Raw genomic sequence first — 22,012 nt, 5'->3', positions numbered from 1 at the left:
CGCCGCCGCGGTGGGCGATCCGGACAATTCCGGACAATTCGTTTACGTCGCGTTTACAGCGCGGCCATGGCCGAGGCGGACGAACAGCCCGAGCAGCAGCCCGACCGCCGCGAAGTCGGCCGCATACAGCACCAGGCCGGCGCCCCCCGCAAGCACCGCCAGCGCAGCGAGCGGGCGCTGCCGGGTGATCAGCGCGAGCACGCCGAGCGCCAGCGCCGCCAGGCCGATGCGCTCATGCATGAACAGCTGCGGTGCCCACTGACGCACCGTGCAGCGCCAGTCGCCGGTCGCGCTTGCGCACAGGCCGTGCAGCAGGTCGGATTCCATCAGCCCGTAGCGCAGACCGGCGCTGACCGCGATCGCCAGCGCGAGCGCCGCCAGCAGGCCGGTACCGACGCGCAGTTTCAGGTCGACGCACAGGCCGGCTGCGGGCACGGCGGGTGAGAGCGGGATAGTCATATGTAGGTGTCTTCTGTCAGGGCGCAAAGCCGGATTTTCGCTGTGTTAGCATCGCCGCGCTGCAACATTCTGCCGCGATCCGGCCAGCGCCTGAAGTCCGATGCCGCTCTGCCGCTGAATCCGCCGCCGACCCGATTCCCGCCGAACTGATCGCCGCCGATCCCCAATACCGGACCCGACGCGCATGAAAAGACAGATTTCCTTTGCCCGCGTGATGATCGCGCTGCTGATCGCAGGCGGTGTCGCCGCGGTGCATTTCGCGCTGTGGGCGGTGAGCAACCGCCCGGTCAGCGTGGTCGAGCCGCTCGACTACATCGACGGCTTTTCCTACAGCCCCTACCGTCGTGACCAGACGCCACTGAAGGGCAAGTATCCGAGTTACGCCGAGATCGAGGCGGACATGAAGCAGCTGGGCGGCATCGCTCACCGCATCCGCACCTACAACTCGACCGAAAACCCGGAAGTGTCGGATCTGGCCGGCCAGTTCGACCTGAAGGTGACCGCCGGTGCCTGGCTGGACCGCAACAAGGACAAGAACCGGCGCGAGATCGGTGCGGTACTGGCCGATGCACGGCTGCACGACAACATCGACCGCATCATCGTTGGCAACGAGGTGCTGCTGCGCGACGACCTCACCTTCCCCGAGATGTACGCCTATCTCGACGAGGTGCGCAGCGCGACCGACCTGCCGGTGTCCACCGCCGAGCCCTGGCACGTGTGGCTGAAGAACCCGGAACTGGCTGACCACGTCGACTTTCTCGCGGTGCATCTGCTGCCCTATCACGAAGGCGTGCCGGTCGAGAAGGCGGTCGATTACGCGATGGCGCGCTATCTGGAACTGGTGGAAGCCTTTCCGGGCAAGCCCATCCTGATTTCGGAAATCGGCTGGCCGAGCAAGGGGCCGACGCTGCAGGCCGCAGTGGCGTCGGAACAGAACCAGGCGCGCTTCGTGCGCGAATTCCTGTACCGCGCGCTGTGCAAGAACCTCGACTACTTCCTGATCGAAGCTTACGACCAGCCCTGGAAGATCGACATCGAAGGCTGGGCCGGCGCCTATTGGGGCATGTTCAATGCCGACCGCGAGCTGAAATTCCCGCTCGAAGGCACGGTGGACCGCAACAGCGGCTGGATGGACGACGCGCTGCTGGCCACGGTGTTCGCGCTGGTGCCCATGCTGCTGCTGTGTCTGGCCCAGCGTGGCATGAGCGTCGGCGGCCAGCTGTGGATGTGCGTGCTGGTGCAGTCCTGCGTCACCGCCATCGTGATTTCCGCCCGTCTGCCGGCCGACTACTACTTCACGCTGCGCGACCTGACCGCGCTGATCGGCCTGGTGTTTGGCGTGGTGCTGACCGCCGGCGTGCTGCTCACCAACGGGTTCGAGTTCGCCGAGGTGTTCTTCAAGCCGCGCTGGCGCCGGGCCTACAAGCCGGCCGAGCCGCTGCCGCCGGAGCAGCAGCCCTTCGTGTCGGTGCATCTGGCCTGCTGCAACGAACCGCCGGACATGGTGATCGCCACCATCGACAGTCTGGCCGCGATGGACTATCAGAACTTCGAAGTCATCGTGGTCGACAACAACACCAAGGATGAGGCGCTGTGGAAGCCGGTCGAGGCGCGCATGGCTGAACTGGGCCCGCGCTTCCGTTTCTTCCATCTGCCGCAGTGGCCGGGCTTCAAGGCCGGCGCGCTGAATTTCGCGATGAAGCAGATCGATCCGCGCACCGAGGTGGTGGGCGTGGTCGACGCCGACTACGTGGTCACCGCCGACTGGCTCAGCGCGCTGGTGCCGCATTTCCGCGATCCGAAGGTGGCGGTGGTGCAGGCGCCGCAGGCGCACCGTGAGTGGGAACGTCACTTCTTCAAGCGCATGTGCAACTGGGAATTCGATGGCTTCTTCCGCATCGGCATGCACCATCGGCACGAGCGCAACGCGCTGATCCAGCACGGCACGATGACGCTGGTGCGCCGCGCGCGGCTGGAGGAATCGGGCAACTGGTCGGAGTGGTGCATCTGCGAGGACACCGAACTGGGCCTGCGCCTGCTCGAGCGCGGCGACGAACTGCGCTATGTCGACCGCGTGTTCGGCCGCGGCCTGACGCCGGCCAGCTTTGCCGCGCTGAAGTCGCAGCGCTTCCGCTGGGCCTTCGGCGCGATGCAGATCATGAAGGGCCACTGGCACGCACTGGTGGGCAAGAGCCAGCTCACCGCCGGCCAGCGTTACCACTTCATCACCGGCTGGTTCTCGTGGTTCGGCGACGCGCTGCAGTTCATGTTCGCGCTGGGCGCCATCGGCTGGACCGCCGCCATGCTGATCTGGCCCAAGATGTTCTCGCTGCCGGTCACCATCATGCTGGCACCGGTGCTCGGCCTGCTGGTGGCCAAGGCGGCGATGGGGCCCATCCTGTACCGGCGCGCGATGGACTGTCCGTGGGCCGACATCGCCGGCGCCTCGCTGGTGAGCCTGGGCCTGTCGCACGCGATCGCCCGCGGCATCATCGCCGGTCTTACCCACAAGCGCGGCGTGTTCCTGCGCACCGCCAAGGGCAAGGCCGAGGGCGGACTGGCCAAGTTCTTCCAGCCGATACGGGAAGAGATGTATCTGCTGCTGGCACTGCTGTCGGCCGGCGGCGCCATGCTGGCGCTGCGCGGCACCGACAGCGTCGAGGTGCTGCTGTGGGTGACCATGCTGGGTCTGCAGTCGCTGCCGTACTGGGCGGCGCTGGCCTGCCAGTTCATTGCCCAGCTGCCGGAAAAACCGGCGCCGGCGGCGTCCGCGCCCAAGGCAGCCTGACGCGATGATCGAACCGCTGAACCGTGCGCCGCGCTGGGCGCGCTATGCACTGGTGCATCTGGTCGCGCTGGCGCTGATCGCGTTCTGGCTGTGGCGCGCCAACCAGCCGCAGGCGCTGGCCGAGGTGCCGCCGGATCGTGCGCGGCTGCAGTGCGTGTCCTACGCGCCCTATTACCGGCCGGGCGAATCGCCGCTGGTGCCCGGTTTCCGGGTGGAGCGCGAGCGCATCGATGCAGACCTTGCACGACTGGCCCGGGTGACCGACTGCGTTCGCCTGTATTCGGTTGATCAGGGGCTGGACGCGGTGCCCGAACTGGCCGGCAAGCACGGGCTGAAAGTGCTGGTCGGTGCCTGGATCGGTGGCGACCTGAAGCGCAACGACGCGGAGCTGAGCGAGGCGATCGCGCTGGCCAACCGCCACCGCGACGTGGTGCGCGGCCTCATCGTCGGCAACGAGGTGCTGCTGCGGCGGGAACAGACCGAAGCGGCGATGCGTGCCTACATCGAGCGCGCGCAGCGCGAAACCGAGGTGCCGGTCACTTATGCCGACGTGTGGGAGTTCTGGCTGAAGCACCGTGGCCTGGCCGACAGCGTCGATTTCGCGACGATACACATCCTGCCGTACTGGGAGGACGAGCCGCGCGCCATCGACGAGGCCATCGTCCACGTCAGTCATGTGATGGAGCGCATGTCCGGCGAACTGGGCAAGCCGCTGCTGATCGGCGAGACCGGCTGGCCCAGCCTGGGCAAGCAGCGCGATGGCGCGCGTCCGGGGCTGATCGAACAGGCGCGCTATCTGCGTGAATTCCTGCTGGCGGCGCAGGCGCACGACTGGCAGTACAACGTGATCGAAGCGTACGACCAGCCCTGGAAGCGCCTGCTTGAAGGCACGGTGGGTGGCTACTGGGGCGTGCTGGATTCGGCGGGCCACGCCAAGTTCGGCTGGCATGGCGCACAGGCCGAGCGCAGTGACGGCGCGACGCCGCTGACCGCGGGTGCCGCCGGCCTGCTGATCGGCGTGTGCGTGGTGCTGGCGGCGCGGGTGCGCAGATCGGGCGCCGCGGCCGCGTACGCACTGTCGGGCGCGCTGGCCGGGCTGGTGGCCCTGCTGCAGTGGGAATATCTGCAGCTCGCCTGCCGCAATCTGCCGGAATGGCTGGGCATGGGCGCGGTTGCGCTGGCCGGCTGGGTGGCCTGGGCGCTGCTGCCCTTCGCGCTGACCGGCCGCGCGCAGGGCGCGCTGCGCGCTGCGCTGCGGGTGCTGCTGTTCGGGCTGGCGGTGGCCGGCCTGCTGCTGGCGGTCGATGGCCGTTACCGCGACTTCCCCTTCCTGCTGTTCGCGCTGCCGGCGCTGCAGTTCGGCCTGGCGGCGCGCTGGGCCGGCTTCGGCCTGATGCCGGCGCTGCCCGAGGCGCGTCTGTTTGCGCTGATTGCGGTCGCCGGCAGCACCGTCGCCTGGCTGGCCGACTGGCGCAACCCGCAGGCGCTGGCCTGGGCGCTGATGGCCGCCGTGCTGGCGGCCGCTTTTGCAAGGCCCGGTTCAGCCCGCGACTGAGGGGTTCAGCGCATAGACGCCGGTCAGGCGAGCCTGGCCGAGCACATGGCCGGACAGTGCGGCCTTCACCGCGTCCATCGTGAGGCGCCCCTCGACCGGCAGCCGGTCGACATCCAGTGCGTACAGCGTGAATACGTAGTGATGCAGGATTTCGTCATTCCACGGCGGGCAGGGACCGTCGTAGCCGTGGTAGTCGCCCTTCATCGCGTCGTCGCCGGCGAACCAGGCGGTGTAGTCATTGATGCCCTGACGGGTGCCGCGCGGACCAGCCGGGCCGGGCTTGCCGGTCGGCGTGACCGACGACGAGAACTCGCCTTCGGCGATCTCGCCTGCCGGTGCCAGATCCACCAGTATCCAGTGGGTGAAGTCGCCGCGCGGCAGGCTGGCCGGCACGGTACGGCCGTCCTGGTTCACGTCGTCGCCGCGGGTGGGCACATCCGGGTCGTGGCAGGTGAGCACCAGCGAACGGGTGCCGGCCGGCAGGCCGGACCAGGCCAGATGCGGATTGCGGTTGCCACCCAGCTGCGCACGGCCCTGACCGTCCGGAATGCAGAAGGCGTTGTCGCCCGGAATGCGGGCGCCGTCAGCAAAGGTACTGCTCGTCAGCTCCATCGTTCAGCTCCTCGTCACGAAGCGGCGCGACGTGAGAAGTCGCGCAGCCGGAAACCCAGTGCGAACAGCACCGCGAAATAGGCACCGGCGCCGGCGGGCACCAGCCAGCACAGGTGCAGGATGCGGGTGAGCGTGCCCATCTGCAGCCAGTCGCCCGGCAGCCGGGCACCGAAGTACAGCACCGCACCCATGACTGTCAGCGCGGACAGCATCCGGATCCAGAAGCTCCGCCAGCCGGGCGCGGGCAGGTAGGCGCCGGTGGCGCGCAGGCCGCGGTACAGGAAGGCCGCGTTCACCAGCGAAGCCAGTCCGATCGACAGCGCCAGACCGGCGTGTGCGAAGGGCTTGATGAAGGCGAGGTTCATCAGCTGGGTGAGCACCAGCACGCCGAGTGCGATCTTGACCGGGGTGCGGATGTCCTGCCGCGAATAGAAGCCGGGCGCCAGCACCTTGACCAGGATAAGACCGGTCAGCCCGACGCTGTAGGCCAGCAGCGCTGAACGGGTCTGCATCACGTCGTGGGCGGAGAACTGGCCGTGGTGGAACAGCGTGGCAATCAGCGGCGTGGCGAGCAGGCCGAGCGCGAGTGCTGCCGGCAGCGTGAGCAGCAGGGTCAGGCGCAGGCCCCAGTCCAGCAGCGCCGAAAATTCGGTGCCATTGCCGTCGGCGTGGCTGCGCGACAGCGAGGGCAGCAGGATGGTGCCCAGCGCCACGCCCAGCAGACCGGCCGGGAATTCCATCAGGCGGTCGGCGTAATAGAGCCAGGACACCGACCCGCTTTCCAGGAAGGACGCGAACACGGTGTTGATGAGCAGCGAAATCTGCGACACCGACACACCCAGTATGGCCGGCAGCATGAGCTTGAAGATGCGGCGCACGCCCGGGTCCTGCAGATCCAGCCGCGGGCGCGGCAGCATGCCGATGCGCGCCAGCGCGGGCAGCTGCAGCGCCAGCTGCAGCGCACCGCCGATGAATACCGCCCAGGCCAGCGCCAGCACCGGCGGGTCGAACCAGGGTGCGGCGAACAGGCTCATGAAGATGAAGCTCAGGTTCAGCAGCACCGGCGTGAAGGCGGGCACCGCGAAACGGCTGAAGGTATTGAGCACGCCGCCGGCCATGGCCACCAGCGACATGAACAGGATGTAGGGAAAGGTGATGCGGGTGAGCGTCACCGTCAGGTCGAACTTGTCGGCGTCCGTGGCAAAGCCGGGTGCCGTTACATAAATGATGACGGGCGCGGTGACGATGCCGATCACGGTCACGGCGGCCACCACCAGCGCAAGCAGCGTGGCGACGTGGTCGATCAGCGTGCGGGTGTCGTCGGTGCCGCGCCGGTTGCGGTATTCGCCCAGTATCGGCACGAAGGCCTGCGAGAAGGCACCTTCGGCGAACATGCGCCGGAGCAGGTTGGGCAGACGGAAGGCGACGAAGAAGGCGTCGGTCGCCATGCCGGCGCCGAAGGCCCGGGCAATGAAGAAGTCGCGGACGAAACCGAGGATGCGCGACAGCAGCGTCATGCTGCTGACCGTTGCGAGGGCGCGGAGCAGGTTCATCGGGGGAGGGCGTTGCGAAACAGCGCGCACCTTACCAGAGCCGGCTGCTGCAGGACGCGCTGAGGCGAGTGGCGCAGGGCTTGCGTCGCGCACGGTGCTTGCGTATACTCGCGCGTTTTCCCGAATACCACTTCGCAAGAAACATGGCCAATTCCGCACAAGCACGCAAGCGCGCCCGTCAGGCGATCGTTCGTCGTGATCACAACATGAGCCAGCGCTCGGAGCTGCGCACCGCCATCAAGAACGTTCGCAAGGCCATTCTGGCTGGCGACAAGGCAGCCGCGCAAGCCGTGTTCGTGCAGGCCCAGACGACCATCGACAGCATTGCCGACAAGAACATCATCCACAAGAACAAGGCTGCTCGTCACAAGAGCCGTCTGTCCGGCGCCATCAAGGCGATGGGCCTCGCTGCCTGAGCGGTGGATGCAGCGCCCTGAAGGGCGCGCAATAAAAAAGCCGACCATCTGGTCGGCTTTTTTATTGCCTGTTTTGTCTGTTCCGCTTTCGGTTCAAAGAGCGAAGGGCGCTTCAGGTTCTGCAGGGTTTTCGCAGGTCTGGGGCGAGTGATCGCGTTTTCCGTGCCGCTTGATTTCCGGACGGAGGCATCCGGAAAAAGGATGCCTGCAGATGAATGCCGGTCAGAGTTCGGCGGCGCCGACCTCGAAATCGACCTTCAGGTCGTTGTCGCGTGCGAAGTGCATCAGAAAGTTGTAGGCCAGCGGTTCGAGTTCATACAGGCGGGCATCGACGAACACGCACTTCTCACCGCTGATCCAGCAGCCGGGCCGCACGAACGGGGAGTAGCGCATCTTGCGCTGGCTGCCGAAGGAGGACATGACGCCACACAGGCGGTCTGACCAGTCACTCGGCCGGAAAGTCTTGCCCTTGCTGGTGGCGCCGATGATGGTGAAGCTGCGGGCGCGCCGCGGATCGTCCGCCTGTCGGGCCAGGGTTTCGTTGGCCGGCGTCGGGGTGGGGGCGGGCTGTAGCTGGGGCTGAGGGATCGCGCTCATGTTCTGTTCTGGGCCTCCGGCAGATCGTGGGCCCGGTTCTGCACCGATATGCTTGTGGCGGGTGCAGGTCCGGGGCAGTGTTGCGTCAGACAGTGCTCTTCGTTTTTCTTTTAAAAACAACAGTAATCTGTTGTAAAGCTCAAGTGGTGTTTCTATACTCCGCCTATCCCTATGAGGAGACGGCGTTTATGCTTTATTCAAGTCTTCGGTCGCGACGGCACCAGGCAGTGAGTGAACCGTCGTCTCCAGCCCTTCCGCCACCCATGGCCCGATTCGGTTTCAGCATCCGGACCCGCAGTGGCGTGTTGATTGAAAACCTCGCCATCCCGGGTGTCAGTGCCGAAGAAGCCGAACGCAAGCTCAGGCAGATCTATATGGGCTGCTCGGTGGTAGCACGCTTCGTGCCAGAGGCTGTTGTTGGTGTGCTTACGGGGCGACGACAGGCCTAAGTCCATGTTCCTGAATCCATTCGCGCTGGGTGCTACACAAACAGGCACAGCGCGTGCAAAGAGGTGTGCGCCACCCGGCGGGTGACAATGTGCGCCGCAACATGAGCGACCTCTGCTACACAGCAGGCGGGCTTTGAACTAAAATCCTTGTTCAATCAAGCACGGCGGCGCAAGCCGCCGTGTTTTTTTCGCGCCGTGCTTTCCTGTTTTCAGCGCTGCGCCGCCCAGAGGTCGGTTGCAGCGTCCCGGAGCCGTTTTGATGACGCATCTGATGAATACCTACGGCCGCCAGCCGGTTGCCTTTACCCATGGCAAGGGCGTACGCCTGTACGACGAGGCGGGTCGCGAATATCTGGACGCGGTGGCGGGCGTGGCGGTGAATACGCTGGGCCACGGTCATCCCGATCTGGTGCAGGCGGTGTCGCGCCAAGCCACCGAGCTGATCCACTGTTCCAACCTGTACCGCGTGCTGGCGCAGGAAAAGCTGTCTGACCGGCTGGCCGAACTGTCCGGCATGGACGAGGTGTTCTTCTGCAACTCGGGCTGCGAAGCCAACGAGGCAGCGATCAAGCTGGCGCGCCTGTACGGCCACCAGCGCGGTGTGGAACTGCCGGGCATCATCGTGATGGAGCACGCCTTCCACGGTCGTACGCTGGCCACGCTGTCGGCCACCGGCAACCGCAAGGTGCAGGCCGGTTTCGAGCCGCTGACCCCGGGCTTCCACCGGGTGCCGTTCAGCGATATTGCCGCGGTGCGCGCGATTGCCGAGCACAGCCGCAACATCGTTGCGGTGCTGTTTGAACCGGTGCAGGGCGAAGGCGGCGTGCATGCGGCCGATCTGGCCTACATGCGCGAACTGCGCGCACTGTGCACCGAGCAGCAGTGGCTGTTCATGGTGGACGAGGTTCAGTGCGGCATCGGCCGTACCGGCAGCTGGTTCGCTTTCCAGCACGCAGGCATCGAACCGGACGTGATGACGCTGGCCAAGGGCCTGGGCTCCGGCGTGCCGATCGGCGCCTGCCTCGCGCGCGGCCCGGCGGCCGGCGTGTTCAAACCGGGTACTCACGGCTCGACCTTCGGTGGCAATCCGCTCGCGTGCACCGCCGCGCTCACCACGCTGGACGTGGTGGCGCGTGACGATCTGCGCGGCAACGCGGTACGCCAGGGCGACGCGATACGCGCCGGCTTCCGCGAGGCGCTGAAGGACGTCGCCGGCGTGAAGGACATCCGCGGTGCCGGCATGATGATAGGCATCGAACTTGACCGCCCCTGCGGCGTGCTGGTTGCGCGCGCGCTGGAGGCTGGCCTGCTGATCAACGTGACCCAGGACAGCACCATCCGCCTGGTGCCGCCGCTGGTCTATACCGACGCGGACAGCCGCGAACTGGTCGACCGGCTGGTGCCGCTCATCCGCAACTTCCTCGCGGGCGCCTGACCCGCTGCGTGAAATGACTGAACCCAGACACTTTCTGCAACTGAAGGACCTGTCGCGCGAAGAACTCGACTACGTGTTCGCGCGCACCCGCTGGATCAAGGACAAGTTCAAGCGCTACGAACAGTACTGGCCGCTGCAGGACCGCACGCTGGTGATGATTTTCGAGAAACAGAGCACGCGCACGCGGCTCTCGTTCGAAGCCGGCATGCACCAGATGGGCGGCAGCGCGATCTATCTGAACACGCGCGACTCCCAGCTGGGCCGCGGCGAGCCGGTGGAAGACGCGGCGCAGGTCATTTCGCGCATGTGCGACGTGGTCATGATCCGCACCTTCGAACAGACCATCATCGAGCGCTTCGCCGCCAACTCGCGCGTGCCGGTGATCAACGGCCTGACCAACGAGTACCACCCCTGCCAGGTGCTGGCCGACATCTACACCTGGATCGAGCACCGCGGCGACATCAGCGGCCGCACCGTGGCGTGGATCGGCGATTCGAACAATATGTGCCACACCTGGATGCAGGCGGCCGAGATTTTCGATTTCAAGCTCAACATTTCGACCCCGCCCGGCTACGAAGTCGAGCCGGACAAGGTGGGCGTGGCCGGCAGCCACCACGAGTGCTTCGCCGACCCGATGGATGCGGCGCGCGGCGCCGACCTGGTCACCACCGACGTGTGGACCTCGATGGGCTGGGAAGCGGAGAACGAGGCGCGCTGCGCCGCCTTCGCCGACTGGCAGGTCGATGCCGACATGATGAAGGTGGCCAGGCCCGATTCGCTGTTCATGCACTGCCTGCCGGCGCATCGCGGCGAGGAAGTGTCGGCCGACGTGATCGACGGCCCGCACTCGGTGGTGTGGGACGAAGCCGAAAACCGCCTGCACGCCCAGAAGGCGCTGATGGAATTCCTGCTGCTCGGTCGCGTGTCCGGCAGCTGAACTGACGACTCTTATTGAAAGACTGACGACGATGAGCGACATCAAGAAAGTGGTCCTCGCCTATTCGGGCGGCCTGGACACCTCGGTCATCCTGAAATGGCTGCAGGATGTGTACAAGTGCGAAGTGGTGACCTTCACCGCCGACCTCGGCCAGGGCGAGGAACTCGAGCCGGCGCGTGCCAAGGCGATCAAGCTGGGCATCAAGCCGGAGAACATCTTCATCGACGATCTGCGCGAGGAGTTCGTCCGTGATTTCGTGTTCCCGATGTTCCGTGCCAACACGATCTACGAAGGCGAGTACCTGCTGGGTACCTCGATCGCACGTCCGCTGATCGCCAAGCGCCTGATCGACATCGCCCGCGAAACCGGCGCCGACGCGATCTCGCACGGTGCGACCGGCAAGGGTAACGACCAGGTGCGCTTCGAGCTGGGTGCCTACGCGCTGATGCCGAACGTGAAGGTGATCGCGCCGTGGCGCGAGTGGGACCTGCTGTCGCGCGAAAAGCTGCTGGCCTACGCCGAGAATCACGGCATCCCGATCGAGATGAAGCACAAGCAGGGCGGCTCGCCGTACTCGATGGACGCCAACCTGCTGCACATCAGCTACGAAGGCCGCCATCTGGAAGATCCGTCGGCCGAGGCCGAGGAATCGATGTGGCGCTGGACGGTATCGCCGGAAGCGGCACCCGATGCGGCCGAATACCTCGACCTCGAATTCGAGCGCGGCGATCTGGTGAGCATCAACGGCACCCGCATGCCGGCGCACGAACTGCTGGCCACGCTGAACCAGATTGGCGGCAAGCACGGTATCGGCCGTCTCGATCTGGTCGAGAACCGTTACGTCGGCATGAAGTCGCGCGGCTGCTACGAAACGCCGGGCGGCACCATCCTGCTGCGCGCCCATCGCGCAATCGAGTCGATCACGCTGGACCGCGAAGTGGCCCACCTGAAGGACGATCTGATGCCGCGCTACGCCAGCATCATCTACACCGGTTACTGGTGGAGCCCGGAGCGCCGCGCACTGCAGGCACTGATCGATCACACCCAGCAGACGGTGAATGGCTGGGTGCGGCTGAAGCTGTACAAGGGCAATGTCATCGTCGTCGCGCGCGATTCGAAGACCGATTCGCTGTTCGACCCGACCATCGCCACCTTCGAGGACGATGCGGGCGCCTACGACCAGAAGGACGCGGCCGGCTTCATCAAGCTGAACGCACTGCGCATGCGCATCGCGGCCAACGCGGCGATCAAGCGCGGCAAGTAATCGTCCATCTGCCGCGGACAGGCGCGGGAGGGCGCAGCGGGGCAGGGCCCACGAGGCCTGCACCCGCATCACGTCTTCGCGCCGGTGCGCGGCACCCACTTCATTCCAGGAAAATAAAATGTCCCAGTTCGACAACATCAGCGTCGTCAAGAAGGCCAACGTCTATTTCGACGGCAAGTGCGTGAGCCACAGCATCCAGTTCGCCGACGGCACCAAGAAGTCGGTCGGCGTCATCCTGCCGGCCACGCTCACCTTCAACACCGGCGCGCCGGAAATCATGGAAGGCGTGGCGGGCAGCTGCCGCGTGCGCCTGAAGGGCGAGACGGAATGGAAGACCTACGGTGCCGGTGAGTCCTACAACGTGCCGGGCAACTCGTCCTTCGACATCGAAGTGAGCGGCGAGCCCTACCACTACGTCTGCCATTTCGGTTGATCACAGCGGGCTGACGCTGCGTCAGCCGACGGCGATCCGGCCGGCGCCGGTTTCGCCACGCATCACCGGACGTACACGGGCCTTCCGCTCCGCGTGCGTCCTTTCGCCGTTTACGAGGTGCCCAGCATGCCGTCCTTCGACATCAGTTCCGAAATCGACATGGTCGAACTGCGCAACGCGGTTGATCAGGCCAACAAGGAAATTACCAACCGCTTCGACTTCAAGGGTTCGGACGCGCGGGTGGAACAGGGTGAAAAGCTGCTCACGCTGTTCGCTGACGACGATTTCAAGCTGGATCAGGTGTTCGATGTGCTGGTCGGCAAGTTTGCCAAGCGCGGCATCGACGTGCGCTCGGTCGAGCGCGGCGACGCGCAGAAGGTCAGCGGCAACAAGATGAAGCAGGAGCTCAAGCTCAAGGTCGGCATCGAGAGCGAGTCCGCCAAGAAGATCGTGCGCATCCTGAAGGACAGCAAGCTCAAGGTGCAGGGCAGCATCCAGGGCGAGGAAGTGCGCGTCACCGGCGCCAAGCGCGACGTGCTGCAGGAAGCGATCGCGCTGCTGCGCAAGCAGGTGACCGACATCCCGTTGCAGTTCGGCAACTTCCGCGACTGAGCCTGTCAGCGCCTGCGCCGCTCCTGAAAACGCTCAGGAGCGGGCGCTGCCCGCGAGAGGGTGGCCGTCAGCCCGGAGCTGACGGCGATTCACCTCAATCCTTCAGGCCCTGCACCCACTTCGCGTAGGCGCTTTCCGCCACCGCGTGCAATGCCGCGACCCGTGCTTCCAGATCGCGCTGGATGTCTGCCGGCTGCTGCACCGTGGGCTGCGCCGATGCTTCGGCAATCTCGTCCGCGCCGCCGGCGCACCACGACTTCACCAGATCTTCGGTCATTTCGATGTGACACTGCATCGCCAGATGCTTGCCCATCACCCAGGCCTGATTGTCGCAGCCGTCGGATGCCAGGATGCGGGTCGCGCCGGCCGGCAGCGTGAAGGTTTCGCCGTGCCAGTGAAAGGACGGGAAACGCGCGCGATCGCCGAACCATTGCGCGGTCTTCGGGTCGGTGGCATGGACGTCCAGCCAGCCGATTTCCTTGCAGCGATTGGCGCCGACAGTGCCGCCCAGCGCCTTGGACATGAGCTGTCCGCCCAGACAGTGACCGATCACCGGTATGTCGGCCGCGACCGCCTTGCGGATCAGTTCGAGCACCGGCGGGATCCACGGCAGCGGATCGTTCACGCTCATCGGGCCGCCCATGAAGCACAGGCCGGCGAAGGCGGACGGGTCGGTCGGCACCGGGTCACCGACGTCCATCGCGTACAGGCGGATTTCGCGGCCCAGGCCGGCGACGTATGCTGCAAAATGACCGGGTCCTTCGGTCGGGCTGTGACGGAATACTGCAATGGGTTTCATTGGAACACCTCCTCGCCGCATTCTAGCGGCGCTTGCGTTCGGCGTGCTCGCGCTGCCCGCCCATGCGCTCGATGTGTCGCTGGCTGGCGTGTTCGGCGGCAAGGCGGTGCTGGTCATCGACGGCGGTGCGCCGCGTACGCTGGCGGTCGGTGGCCGGTCGCCGGAGGGCGTGAAGCTGCTGTCGGTCGAGGGTGACCGCGCCTGGGTGGAAATCGAAGGACGGCGCACCCAGCTGCGCATCGGCGAGAACGTTGCGGCGATGAAGGGCGGTACGGATTCGTCCTCGGTCATCCACCTGAATGCCGACGCGCAGGGCCATTTCGAAACGCCGGGCGCGATCAATGGCGTGCCGATGAAATTCCTGCTCGATACCGGTGCCACCGTGGTGGCGATGGATCGCCATCACGCGCGCAGGGCCGGTATCGATCTGTCCCGGGGGACGGAAATCCAGGTGCAGACCGCCAACGGCGTGGTGCGTGCCTGGCGGGTGAAACTGGCCAGCGTGAAGGTGGGCAGCGTGCTGCTCACCGATATCGATGCGGCGGTGATGGAAGCCGACATGCCGCGGGTACTGCTGGGCATGAGTTTCCTGAATCGCATGGACATGCAGCGCAACGGTCAGGTCATGACGCTACGGCAGCGTTTCTGATGACAGTCGAGCCGTCGCCGGGCATGTTGTCCGGACTGCATATCGAACGGTTGCGCGTGCGGCTGGCAGGTTTGCCGGCGCGTCCCGCAGACCCGCTGCACGCCGGCTATACGCCGGCTGCGGTGCTGGTGCCGCTGGTGCTGGGCGGCGCCGAACCCACGCTGCTGCTCACCCGGCGCACCGCCCACCTGCACGATCATCCAGGCCAGATCGCCTTTCCGGGCGGCCGCGTGGATGCCGGCGACGTGTCGCCGGAAGCGACTGCGCTGCGCGAGGCGGAGGAGGAGATCGGTCTGGCGCCCGGTTGCGTCGAGCTGATCGGCCGCCTGCCCGAATACGCGATCACTGCCACCGGCTTCCGTGTTACGCCGGTGGTCGGGCTGGTGCATGCGCCGCTGGCGCTGCGGCTGGACAGTTTCGAGGTGGCCGAAGCCTTCCAGCCGCCGCTGTCCTTCCTGCTCGACCCGGCCAACCGGCGACGCGGGCGCATCGAGCATCAGGGTGTGGTGCGCGAGTTCTGGGCCATGCCCTGGCAGGGCTACGACATCTGGGGCGCGACCGCCGGCATGATCGTGTCGCTGGCCGAGCTGGTGCTGGAAGGCTGAAAGCCCCTTGCTGAAAGGATCCCGCAAGCTTCGCTGTGTTATCGTCCCGACGCTCGCACGGCAAACATGCTTTAAATGACCTGGTTGTCCCTTTTCGTTGCGCTGCTGATCGAGCAGTACAAGCCGCTGTCCTACGAGCGCGTGGTCGCCGGGCCGCTTGCCCGCTACGCGACCTGGTTCGAACAGCGCCTCAATGCAGGCGAAGCCCGCCACGGCGTGGTCGCGTGGTCGCTCGCGGTCGGCCTGCCGGTCGCCGCCGTGTGGTTCCTCTACCTGCTGCTGGTGTGGATCAATCCGCTGCTGGGCTGGGTGCTCAACGTGCTGGTGCTCTACGTCACCATGGGTTTCCGCCAGTTCAGCCACCATTTCGAAGCCACCGCCCACGCGCTGCGCGAGGGCGACCCCGAAGCGGCCCGCCGCGAACTGGGCAACTGGCTGTCGCGCAACACCGACCGCATGCGCGCCGAAGAGATCGCTCGGCTGGCGATAGAGCAGGGGCTGCTGGCCGCCCATCGCCACGTGTTCGCGCCGCTGGCGCTGTTCGCGCTGCTGCCGGGCCCGACCGGCCCGCTGATCTACCGCCTGACCGAACGCCTGTCGTGGTCGTGGGCGCGGCGCGAAAACATCGAATTCGGAGCCTTCGGCCGCTTTGCGCGGAACATGTACGAATGGCTGGATTTCATCCCTGTGCGCATGACTGCAGCGACCTTCGCCATCGTTGGCGACTTCGAGGACGCGGTGCATTGCTGGCGCACGCAGGCCGCAAAATGGCCTGAACAGGCGGCGGGCATTCTGCTCGCCAGCGGTGCGGGTGCGCTGGGCGTCAAGCTCGGTGCCCCGCTGTTCGAACTGGGCGAAGTCGCCGACCGGCCTGAACTGGGCATGGGCGATGAAGCGGATGTTGACCTGATGCAGAGCGCGATCGGTCTGGTCTGGCGCACACTTATATTTTGTCTTCTTCTGCTGGGCCTGCTTACGCTGGCTGGCTATGTCGGTAGCTGATTTCTACGGGAGGGTGGTTCTGATGGCTGACAAAAGAGAAGTGGTGATCGTAGGTGCAGCGCGTACGCCGATCGGTGGTTACGGCGGTTCGCTGAAGGATTTTTCGGCCTGCGATCTGGGCGCGCACGTGGTGAAGGCCGCGTTTGCGCGCGCCGGCGTCGACGCGAAGGAAGCGCAGCACCTGGTGCTGGGCAACGTGATCCACACCGAAGCCCGTGACATGTACGTTTCGCGCGTGGTCGCGATCAATGGTGGCATGTCCAAGGAATCGTGCGCGATGGGCGTGAACCGCCTGTGCGGTTCCGGCCTGCAGGCCATCGTGTCGGCCGCCAACGCGATCCAGCTCGGCGATGCCGAGTGCGCGGTCGGTGCCGGCGTCGAAACGATGAGCCGCGGTGGCTACCTGGTGCCGAGCGCCCGCTGGGGCGCGCGCATGGGCGATGCCAAGATGATCGACATGATGGTTGGCGCGCTGACCGATCCGTTCGACACGGTGCACATGGGCATCACGGCTGAAAACATCGCCAGCCAGTTCGGCTTCACCCGCGAAGAGCAGGACGCCTTCGCGGTGGCCTCGCACCAGAAGGCGGCTGCGGCGACCGATGCCGGTCACTTCAAGTCGCAGATCGCGCCGCTCGAAGTGGTGACCAAGAAGGGCACCACCGTCATCGATACCGACGAACACTTCCGCCGTGATGCGTCGGTCGAAGGCATGGGCAAGCTCAAGCCGGTGTTCAAGAAGGACGGTTCGGTTACCGCCGGCAACGCTTCCGGCATCAACGACGGCGCAGGCGCCGTGGTGCTGATGGAAGCCGGTGCGGCCGCCCGCGCAGGTGCCAAGCCGCTGGCCCGTCTGGTGTCCTACGCGGTGGCCGGTGTCGATCCGACCATCATGGGTACCGGCCCGATCCCGGCCGTCAAGCTGGCGCTTCAGCGCGCCGGCCTGAAGGCGGACGATCTGTCGGTCATCGAGTCCAACGAAGCTTTCGCGGTGCAGGCCATGTGCTGCACCCGCGAACTGGGTCTGGACCCGGCCAAGGTGAACCCGAATGGCGGCGCGGTGGGCCTCGGCCACCCGGTCGGCGCCACTGGTGCCATCCTGACCGTCAAGTGTCTGTACGAGCTGCAGCGCACCGGCGGCCGTTACGGCCTGATCACGATGTGCATCGGCGGTGGCCAGGGCATTGCCGCAGTGATCGAGCGCCTCTGATCACGCTGCGCCTTTCGCGCACAGACGCCCCGCCTTCGTGCGGGGCGTTTTGTTTTGTGCGGGCTGCACCAGATGCACTCCGCACCTGCACCTCACTGGTGCGCAAGACCCTGCGCGGCGCAGGGTTTCCAGCACTGGCAAGGGTTTCCGGGGTGGCACATTTTTCGCTGATAGAAAAATGCGCCACACAACACGAGAAACCCGATCATGGTCCATCCGTCCTCGATCTACGACGAAATGAACGGCGCCGACGGCACGGTGCGCGCTCATTACGCCGGCTACCAGAAGTGGCTGGCTGAAACGCCGCCTGAGCGCATTGCGCAGAAGCGTGCCGAAGCGGATCTGGTGTTTCACCGGGTCGGCATCACTTTCGCGGTCTATGGCGAGGAAGAGGGCAAGGAACGCCTGATTCCGTTCGACGTCGTGCCGCGCATCATCCCGGCGCAGGAATGGAAGCAGCTCGCCGCCGGTCTGCGCCAGCGGGTGAAGGCGCTGAACATGTTCCTGCACGACGTCTATCACGAGCAGAACATCCTGAAGTCCGGCCGCATTCCGGCCGAGCAGGTGCTGTCCAACAGCCAGTACCGGCCCGAAATGCAGGGCGTGGACGTGCCCGGCGGCATCTACGCCCACATCGCCGGTGTCGACGTGGTGCGCGCCGGCGCCGGCGAGTTCTACGTGCTGGAGGACAACCTGCGCGTGCCCTCCGGCGTGTCCTACATGCTGGAAGACCGCCGCATGATGATGCGGCTGTTCCCCGAGCTGTTCTCGCGTCACCGGGTGGCGCCGGTCGAGCACTACCCGGACATGCTGCTGAGCAATCTGCGCGCGGTGGCGCCGGCCGGCGTGATCGATCCGACCGTCATCGTGCTGACCCCGGGTGCCTACAACTCCGCCTACTTCGAGCACGCCTTCCTGGCCCAGCAGATGGGCGTGGAACTGGTCGAGGGGCAGGATCTGTTCGTGCGTGACGAGCACCTGTACATGCGCACCACCCAGGGGCCGCAGCGGGTCGATGTGATCTACCGCCGCATCGACGACGACTTCCTCGATCCGCTCGCTTTCCGCGCCGATTCGATGCTGGGCGTGCCCGGTCTGCTGCAGGTGTATCGCGCCGGCCATGTCACGCTGGCCAATGCCATCGGCACCGGCGTGGCGGACGACAAGTCCATCTACCCCTATGTGCCGGACATGATCCGCTTCTACCTGGACGAGGAGCCGCTGCTCAACAACGTGCCGACATACATGTGCCGCAAGAAGGAGGATCTGGCCTATGTGCTGGCCCACCTCGACGAGCTGGTGGTGAAGGAAACGCATGGTGCAGGCGGCTACGGCATGCTCATCGGCCCGCGTGCGTCGAATGAGGAGATTGCACGCTTCCGCCAGCTGCTGACCGACAACCCGGAGGGCTATATCGCCCAGCCCACGCTTTCGCTGTCGGCCTGCCCGACCTTTGTCGAACAGGGCATTGCGCCGCGGCATATCGATCTGCGCCCCTTTGTGCTGTCGGGCAAGGACATCAACATGGTGCCGGGTGGCCTGACCCGGGTCGCGCTGCGCGAAGGGTCGCTGGTGGTGAATTCGTCGCAGGGCGGCGGCACCAAGGACACCTGGGTACTGGAGGAGTGATGATGGCCCCCACGCTCACTTCGTTCGCTCAACAGGGCCGGCTTTGCACAGCCGGCCCGTTCGGCCGGCACGGCGCAGTGCGCCGCGCAACCCCAGCCTCACCCCCCCGAGGGGGCTGCGCGATGGCCCCCACGCTCACTTCGTTCGCTCAGCAGGGCCGGCTTTGCACAGCCGGCCCGTTCGGCCGGCACGGCGCAGTGCGCCGCGCAACCCCAGCCTCACCCCCCCGAGGGGGCTGCGCTCGCCCTTGGGGCGGCCCTGCTGGCGGCGCGATGGCCCCCACGCTCACGTCGTTCGCACAGCGCCGGCGCAGCGCAGGTGCGTCGGCCGCTTCGTTCATCGCGATTGCAGATAACCGGATGGTGTTCCCATGCTGAGCCGAACCGCAGACCACCTGTACTGGATGGCGCGCTACATCGAGCGCGCCGAGAATATCGCCCGCATGCTGGACGTGAACTACCGCATGTCCATGGTGCCGGAAGGTGACGCCGGCTGGGGTGCCACGCTGTCGATCAACGGGCTGGAACAGGCTTTCCGGGCCAAGCATGACGAGGCGACCGCCGAGGCGGTACTGGATTTCATGGTGTTCGATGGCGACAACCCGTCGTCCATCCTGAGCTGCCTCCGCATGGCGCGCGAGAACGCGCATGCGGTGCGCGGCACCATCACCTCGGAAATGTGGGAAACCACCAACGACACCTGGCTCAGGATGCGCGACTACCCGCGCTGGAAGCTGGTCGGCAGCGAGATCGGCGAGTTCTTCGAGTGGGTGAAGTTCCGCTCCCACCTGTCGCGCGGTGTCACGCTGGGTACCATGCTGCGCGATGAGGCCTTCCACTTCATCCGGCTGGGCACCTTCCTGGAACGGGCCGATGCGACCGCACGTTTCATCGATGTGAAGTACCACATGCTGGTCGATGGCAAGGTGCCGCCGGACGCGGCCGCCGACTACTACCAGTGGAGCGCGCTGCTGCGCTCGGTGTCGGCGTTCGAGGTGTACCGCAAGGTGTATCGCGATCTGATCACGCCGGTGAAGGTGACCGAACTGCTCATCCTGAATGAGCAGATGCCGCGTTCGCTGCGCACCAGCATGGTCGAGGTGTACGAAAACCTGCAGGCGGTGTCCAACTACCGCTCGAAGGAAACCCAGCGCCGCGCCGGCGAACTGCAGGCCAGCCTGAAGTTTGGCCGCATCGAGGACGTGTTTGCGCGCGGCCTGCACGAGTACCTGACCCAGTTCATCGTGCGCGTGAACGAACTGGGCAACCGCATTTCCAACGACTTCCTGGTCCCGATGTCCGCAAGTTAAGGAGTTCGCCATGCTGCTCGACATCCGTCACGAAACCACGGTGAAGTACGCCACCCCGGTCAGCTACAGCATCCAGCAGCTGCGGCTTACGCCGCGCGAGGAATCGACCCAGCGCCCGCTGAACTGGCGGGTGCAGGCGCCGGGCAGCGCGCGGCGTGCGATCGACGCGCACGGCAATGTCGGCCATCTGCTCACGATGGACCGCCCGCACAGCGAACTGACCATCGTGGTCAGCGGCACCGTGCGCCTGACCGATGCCGATGCGTGGATGCCGCGCGATGCCGGTCCGCTGTCGCCGCTGTCCTATCTGGCCGGTACCCGGCTGACCGAAGCGGACGAACAGGCGCACGCGATGGCCGCCAGCCATCTGCGTGCGCGTCGCGACACGGTCGGCGAACTGCTGGATCTGAGCGGCGCGGTGTGCGGCGCGGTCCGCCATCTGCCGGAACGTCTGCCGCCCGGCGGCGCGCTGAGCGCGCTCGCTGCCGGCGCTGGCTGCAGCGCCGACATCGCGCACGCCTTCATCGCCTGCTGCCGCGCCGCCGGCCTGCCGGCGCGCTTCGTCAGCGGCTATCTGATCGACGCCGCCGGCGAGTGGGCGGTGCCGCACAGCTGGGTGGACGTGTGGCTGGCCAGCGGGCCGGCAGCTGGCGGCGAGGCTGGCTGGGTCAGCGTGGATGTGCTGGAGCGCACGCTGGCCGGGCATGGCTACTGCCGTCTCGCGGTCGGGCGCGATCACCTCGACGCCTGCCCGGTCCGTCTGGCAGGCGGCGAAGCGGTGCAGGGCACCTTGACCCGGGTATCGGTGCACGCACACTGAGGCCTGTGCAAGCGGGCGGCGTACACGCCGCCTGTCCATCCTTCAACTTTCGCTGACTGAAATCCGCCATGACCTACTGCGTGGGCATGCTGCTCGATGCGGGCATCGTGTGCCTGTCCGATTCGCGCACCAATGCCGGTGTCGACCACATCAACACCTTCCGCAAGCTCACCGTGTTCGAACGTACGGGCGAGCGGGTGCTGGTGCTCATGAGTGCTGGCAATCTGGCGCTTACCCAGACCCTGATGAGCCTGCTGCGCGAGCGGCTGGCGGCCGACGGGCCCAGCCTGCACACGGTGAGCAATCTGTTCGAGGCGGCGCGGCATGTCGGCGACTGCCTGCGCGAGGTGCACGCACGCGACGCCGAGGCACTGAAGGAATTCGGCATCGAGTTCAACGCCAGCTTCATACTCGGTGGCCAGATACTGGGCGAGGAGCCGCGGCTGTTCCAGATCTACGCGGCCGGCAATTTCATCGAAGCCACCCGTGACACGCCGTATTTCCAGATCGGCGAGGCGAAGTACGGCAAACCCATCATCGACCGGGTGATCCGGCCGGACACCACGCTGGACGAAGCGGCCAAGTGCGCGCTCATTTCGATGGATTCGACCATACGGTCCAACCTGTCAGTCGGTTTGCCGCTGGATCTGCTGGTGCTGCGCACCGGTGAGCTCAAAGTGACTTCGCATACCCGTATCGATGCCGACAACGCCTACTTCGACATGATCCGGAAGCGCTGGAGCGACAGCCTGCGCGAAGCCTTCCACGCGCTGCCTTCGCCAGACTGGGTCCCGGCTGGCTGAAGCCAGTGGCAGGGCAGGCAGACTGGCGTGCAGCGGCCGGTCTGCATCGAATCAGGCCTGCAAGCTAAAGGTTCCC

The 22,012-nt window shown here is 66.0% G+C and carries 21 protein-coding genes; 16 read left to right on the top strand and 5 right to left on the bottom strand.

Translation table 11 applies throughout. The annotated features are described in order from the left end of the window. Positions 1 to 42: 42 nt before the first annotated feature. Positions 43 to 459: a hypothetical protein gene (locus tag METUNV2_RS0112795; protein WP_018229863.1), complete on the bottom strand. Its 417-nt coding sequence runs from the start codon at positions 457 to 459 to the stop codon at positions 43 to 45. A 214-nt stretch (positions 460 to 673) separates the two neighbouring features. Between METUNV2_RS0112795 and METUNV2_RS0112790 the strand changes: the two genes are divergently transcribed. Together METUNV2_RS0112790 and METUNV2_RS0112785 are read left to right on the top strand one after the other, a co-directional pair. Continuing rightward, entirely contained in the window at positions 674 to 3,247 is a 2,574-nt protein-coding gene (locus METUNV2_RS0112790) for a glycosyltransferase (RefSeq protein WP_081618543.1), read from the top strand. A 4-nt stretch (positions 3,248 to 3,251) separates the two neighbouring features. Next, complete coding sequence (locus METUNV2_RS0112785) at positions 3,252 to 4,802, top strand: glycoside hydrolase family 17 protein (RefSeq protein ID WP_018229861.1); 1,551 nt, start codon at positions 3,252 to 3,254, stop codon at positions 4,800 to 4,802. On the opposite strand, the gene METUNV2_RS0112780 is transcribed toward METUNV2_RS0112785, so the two are convergent. Both METUNV2_RS0112780 and murJ read right to left on the bottom strand, forming a co-directional pair. After that, complete coding sequence (locus tag METUNV2_RS0112780; RefSeq protein WP_018229860.1) at positions 4,788 to 5,414, bottom strand: YbhB/YbcL family Raf kinase inhibitor-like protein; 627 nt, start codon at positions 5,412 to 5,414, stop codon at positions 4,788 to 4,790. The genes METUNV2_RS0112785 and METUNV2_RS0112780 overlap by 15 nt on opposite strands. A 14-nt stretch (positions 5,415 to 5,428) precedes the next feature. Beyond that, positions 5,429 to 6,967 (bottom strand): murein biosynthesis integral membrane protein MurJ, encoded by a 1,539-nt coding sequence (murJ, locus tag METUNV2_RS0112775; protein ID WP_018229859.1) that lies wholly within the window; start codon positions 6,965 to 6,967, stop codon positions 5,429 to 5,431. Positions 6,968 to 7,110: 143 nt separating this feature from the next. On the opposite strand from murJ, the gene rpsT reads away from it, so the two are divergent. Then, positions 7,111 to 7,383, top strand: coding sequence for a 30S ribosomal protein S20 (gene rpsT / locus METUNV2_RS0112770; RefSeq protein ID WP_026188135.1), 273 nt, complete (start codon positions 7,111 to 7,113; stop codon positions 7,381 to 7,383). Between the two features lie 222 nt (positions 7,384 to 7,605). Here the strand turns inward: rpsT and METUNV2_RS0112765 are convergent, their stop codons facing one another. Next, positions 7,606 to 7,980, bottom strand: coding sequence for a DUF3579 domain-containing protein (locus METUNV2_RS0112765; protein ID WP_018229857.1), 375 nt, complete (start codon positions 7,978 to 7,980; stop codon positions 7,606 to 7,608). Positions 7,981 to 8,688: 708 nt separating this feature from the next. Between METUNV2_RS0112765 and METUNV2_RS0112755 the strand changes: the two genes are divergently transcribed. The 5 genes from METUNV2_RS0112755 to METUNV2_RS0112735 all read left to right on the top strand — a co-directional run bounded on the left by METUNV2_RS0112755 (position 8,689) and on the right by METUNV2_RS0112735 (position 13,110). After that, positions 8,689 to 9,864: an aspartate aminotransferase family protein gene (locus tag METUNV2_RS0112755; protein WP_018229856.1), complete on the top strand. Its 1,176-nt coding sequence runs from the start codon at positions 8,689 to 8,691 to the stop codon at positions 9,862 to 9,864. A gap of 13 nt (positions 9,865 to 9,877) precedes the next feature. Further along, complete coding sequence (gene argF / locus METUNV2_RS0112750) at positions 9,878 to 10,801, top strand: ornithine carbamoyltransferase (RefSeq protein ID WP_018229855.1); 924 nt, start codon at positions 9,878 to 9,880, stop codon at positions 10,799 to 10,801. Between the two features lie 31 nt (positions 10,802 to 10,832). Continuing rightward, positions 10,833 to 12,065: an argininosuccinate synthase gene (locus METUNV2_RS0112745; RefSeq protein ID WP_018229854.1), complete on the top strand. Its 1,233-nt coding sequence runs from the start codon at positions 10,833 to 10,835 to the stop codon at positions 12,063 to 12,065. 118 nt (positions 12,066 to 12,183) lie between these two features. Next, positions 12,184 to 12,498 carry a pyrimidine/purine nucleoside phosphorylase gene (ppnP, locus tag METUNV2_RS0112740; protein ID WP_008062806.1) on the top strand — a complete coding sequence of 105 codons (315 nt, stop codon included), beginning with the start codon at positions 12,184 to 12,186 and terminating at the stop codon, positions 12,496 to 12,498. Positions 12,499 to 12,624: 126 nt separating this feature from the next. After that, positions 12,625 to 13,110, top strand: coding sequence for a YajQ family cyclic di-GMP-binding protein (locus METUNV2_RS0112735; RefSeq protein ID WP_026188133.1), 486 nt, complete (start codon positions 12,625 to 12,627; stop codon positions 13,108 to 13,110). Between the two features lie 94 nt (positions 13,111 to 13,204). Here the strand turns inward: METUNV2_RS0112735 and METUNV2_RS0112730 are convergent, their stop codons facing one another. Beyond that, entirely contained in the window at positions 13,205 to 13,909 is a 705-nt protein-coding gene (locus METUNV2_RS0112730; protein ID WP_018229852.1) for a type 1 glutamine amidotransferase, read from the bottom strand. On the opposite strand from METUNV2_RS0112730, the gene METUNV2_RS0112725 reads away from it, so the two are divergent. The 8 genes from METUNV2_RS0112725 (at position 13,899) to METUNV2_RS0112690 (ending at position 21,936) form a co-directional block, all read left to right on the top strand. Then, positions 13,899 to 14,558: a retropepsin-like aspartic protease family protein gene (locus tag METUNV2_RS0112725; RefSeq protein WP_026188132.1), complete on the top strand. Its 660-nt coding sequence runs from the start codon at positions 13,899 to 13,901 to the stop codon at positions 14,556 to 14,558. The genes METUNV2_RS0112730 and METUNV2_RS0112725 overlap by 11 nt on opposite strands. Beyond that, positions 14,558 to 15,163 carry a CoA pyrophosphatase gene (locus METUNV2_RS0112720; protein ID WP_018229850.1) on the top strand — a complete coding sequence of 202 codons (606 nt, stop codon included), beginning with the start codon at positions 14,558 to 14,560 and terminating at the stop codon, positions 15,161 to 15,163. The genes METUNV2_RS0112725 and METUNV2_RS0112720 overlap by 1 nt, the downstream gene beginning before the upstream one ends. 75 nt (positions 15,164 to 15,238) lie before the next feature. Continuing rightward, entirely contained in the window at positions 15,239 to 16,165 is a 927-nt protein-coding gene (locus tag METUNV2_RS0112715) for a CobD/CbiB family protein (RefSeq protein ID WP_018229849.1), read from the top strand. Positions 16,166 to 16,187: 22 nt separating this feature from the next. Next, positions 16,188 to 17,375 (top strand): acetyl-CoA C-acyltransferase family protein, encoded by a 1,188-nt coding sequence (locus METUNV2_RS0112710; protein WP_018229848.1) that lies wholly within the window; start codon positions 16,188 to 16,190, stop codon positions 17,373 to 17,375. A gap of 207 nt (positions 17,376 to 17,582) precedes the next feature. Beyond that, complete coding sequence (locus tag METUNV2_RS0112705) at positions 17,583 to 19,004, top strand: circularly permuted type 2 ATP-grasp protein (protein ID WP_018229847.1); 1,422 nt, start codon at positions 17,583 to 17,585, stop codon at positions 19,002 to 19,004. 370 nt (positions 19,005 to 19,374) lie between these two features. Continuing rightward, entirely contained in the window at positions 19,375 to 20,313 is a 939-nt protein-coding gene (locus METUNV2_RS0112700) for an alpha-E domain-containing protein (RefSeq protein WP_018229846.1), read from the top strand. 10 nt (positions 20,314 to 20,323) lie between these two features. After that, positions 20,324 to 21,133: a transglutaminase family protein gene (locus tag METUNV2_RS0112695; RefSeq protein ID WP_018229845.1), complete on the top strand. Its 810-nt coding sequence runs from the start codon at positions 20,324 to 20,326 to the stop codon at positions 21,131 to 21,133. A gap of 68 nt (positions 21,134 to 21,201) precedes the next feature. Continuing rightward, positions 21,202 to 21,936 (top strand): proteasome-type protease, encoded by a 735-nt coding sequence (locus tag METUNV2_RS0112690; protein WP_018229844.1) that lies wholly within the window; start codon positions 21,202 to 21,204, stop codon positions 21,934 to 21,936. The last annotated feature ends 76 nt before the right edge of the window (positions 21,937 to 22,012 follow it).

The sequence above is a fragment of the Methyloversatilis universalis EHg5 genome (genome assembly GCF_000378945.1).
Classification (GTDB): domain Bacteria; phylum Pseudomonadota; class Gammaproteobacteria; order Burkholderiales; family Rhodocyclaceae; genus Methyloversatilis; species Methyloversatilis universalis_A.
Note: the sequence above shows the minus strand (reverse complement) of the source record. Positions and strands in the feature narration are given on the sequence as shown.

Coding starts and splice junctions, on each gene's coding strand:
- METUNV2_RS0112795 (WP_018229863.1), bottom strand. CDS start 459: ATGACTATCCCGCTCTCACCCGCCGTGCCCGCAGCCGGCCTGTGCGTC.
- METUNV2_RS0112790 (WP_081618543.1), top strand. CDS start 674: ATGATCGCGCTGCTGATCGCAGGCGGTGTCGCCGCGGTGCATTTCGCG.
- METUNV2_RS0112785 (WP_018229861.1), top strand. CDS start 3,252: ATGATCGAACCGCTGAACCGTGCGCCGCGCTGGGCGCGCTATGCACTG.
- METUNV2_RS0112780 (WP_018229860.1), bottom strand. CDS start 5,414: ATGGAGCTGACGAGCAGTACCTTTGCTGACGGCGCCCGCATTCCGGGC.
- murJ (WP_018229859.1), bottom strand. CDS start 6,967: ATGAACCTGCTCCGCGCCCTCGCAACGGTCAGCAGCATGACGCTGCTG.
- rpsT (WP_026188135.1), top strand. CDS start 7,111: ATGGCCAATTCCGCACAAGCACGCAAGCGCGCCCGTCAGGCGATCGTT.
- METUNV2_RS0112765 (WP_018229857.1), bottom strand. CDS start 7,980: ATGAGCGCGATCCCTCAGCCCCAGCTACAGCCCGCCCCCACCCCGACG.
- METUNV2_RS0112755 (WP_018229856.1), top strand. CDS start 8,689: ATGACGCATCTGATGAATACCTACGGCCGCCAGCCGGTTGCCTTTACC.
- argF (WP_018229855.1), top strand. CDS start 9,878: ATGACTGAACCCAGACACTTTCTGCAACTGAAGGACCTGTCGCGCGAA.
- METUNV2_RS0112745 (WP_018229854.1), top strand. CDS start 10,833: ATGAGCGACATCAAGAAAGTGGTCCTCGCCTATTCGGGCGGCCTGGAC.
- ppnP (WP_008062806.1), top strand. CDS start 12,184: ATGTCCCAGTTCGACAACATCAGCGTCGTCAAGAAGGCCAACGTCTAT.
- METUNV2_RS0112735 (WP_026188133.1), top strand. CDS start 12,625: ATGCCGTCCTTCGACATCAGTTCCGAAATCGACATGGTCGAACTGCGC.
- METUNV2_RS0112725 (WP_026188132.1), top strand. CDS start 13,899: ATGGGTTTCATTGGAACACCTCCTCGCCGCATTCTAGCGGCGCTTGCG.
- METUNV2_RS0112730 (WP_018229852.1), bottom strand. CDS start 13,909: ATGAAACCCATTGCAGTATTCCGTCACAGCCCGACCGAAGGACCCGGT.
- METUNV2_RS0112720 (WP_018229850.1), top strand. CDS start 14,558: ATGACAGTCGAGCCGTCGCCGGGCATGTTGTCCGGACTGCATATCGAA.
- METUNV2_RS0112715 (WP_018229849.1), top strand. CDS start 15,239: ATGACCTGGTTGTCCCTTTTCGTTGCGCTGCTGATCGAGCAGTACAAG.
- METUNV2_RS0112710 (WP_018229848.1), top strand. CDS start 16,188: ATGGCTGACAAAAGAGAAGTGGTGATCGTAGGTGCAGCGCGTACGCCG.
- METUNV2_RS0112705 (WP_018229847.1), top strand. CDS start 17,583: ATGGTCCATCCGTCCTCGATCTACGACGAAATGAACGGCGCCGACGGC.
- METUNV2_RS0112700 (WP_018229846.1), top strand. CDS start 19,375: ATGCTGAGCCGAACCGCAGACCACCTGTACTGGATGGCGCGCTACATC.
- METUNV2_RS0112695 (WP_018229845.1), top strand. CDS start 20,324: ATGCTGCTCGACATCCGTCACGAAACCACGGTGAAGTACGCCACCCCG.
- METUNV2_RS0112690 (WP_018229844.1), top strand. CDS start 21,202: ATGACCTACTGCGTGGGCATGCTGCTCGATGCGGGCATCGTGTGCCTG.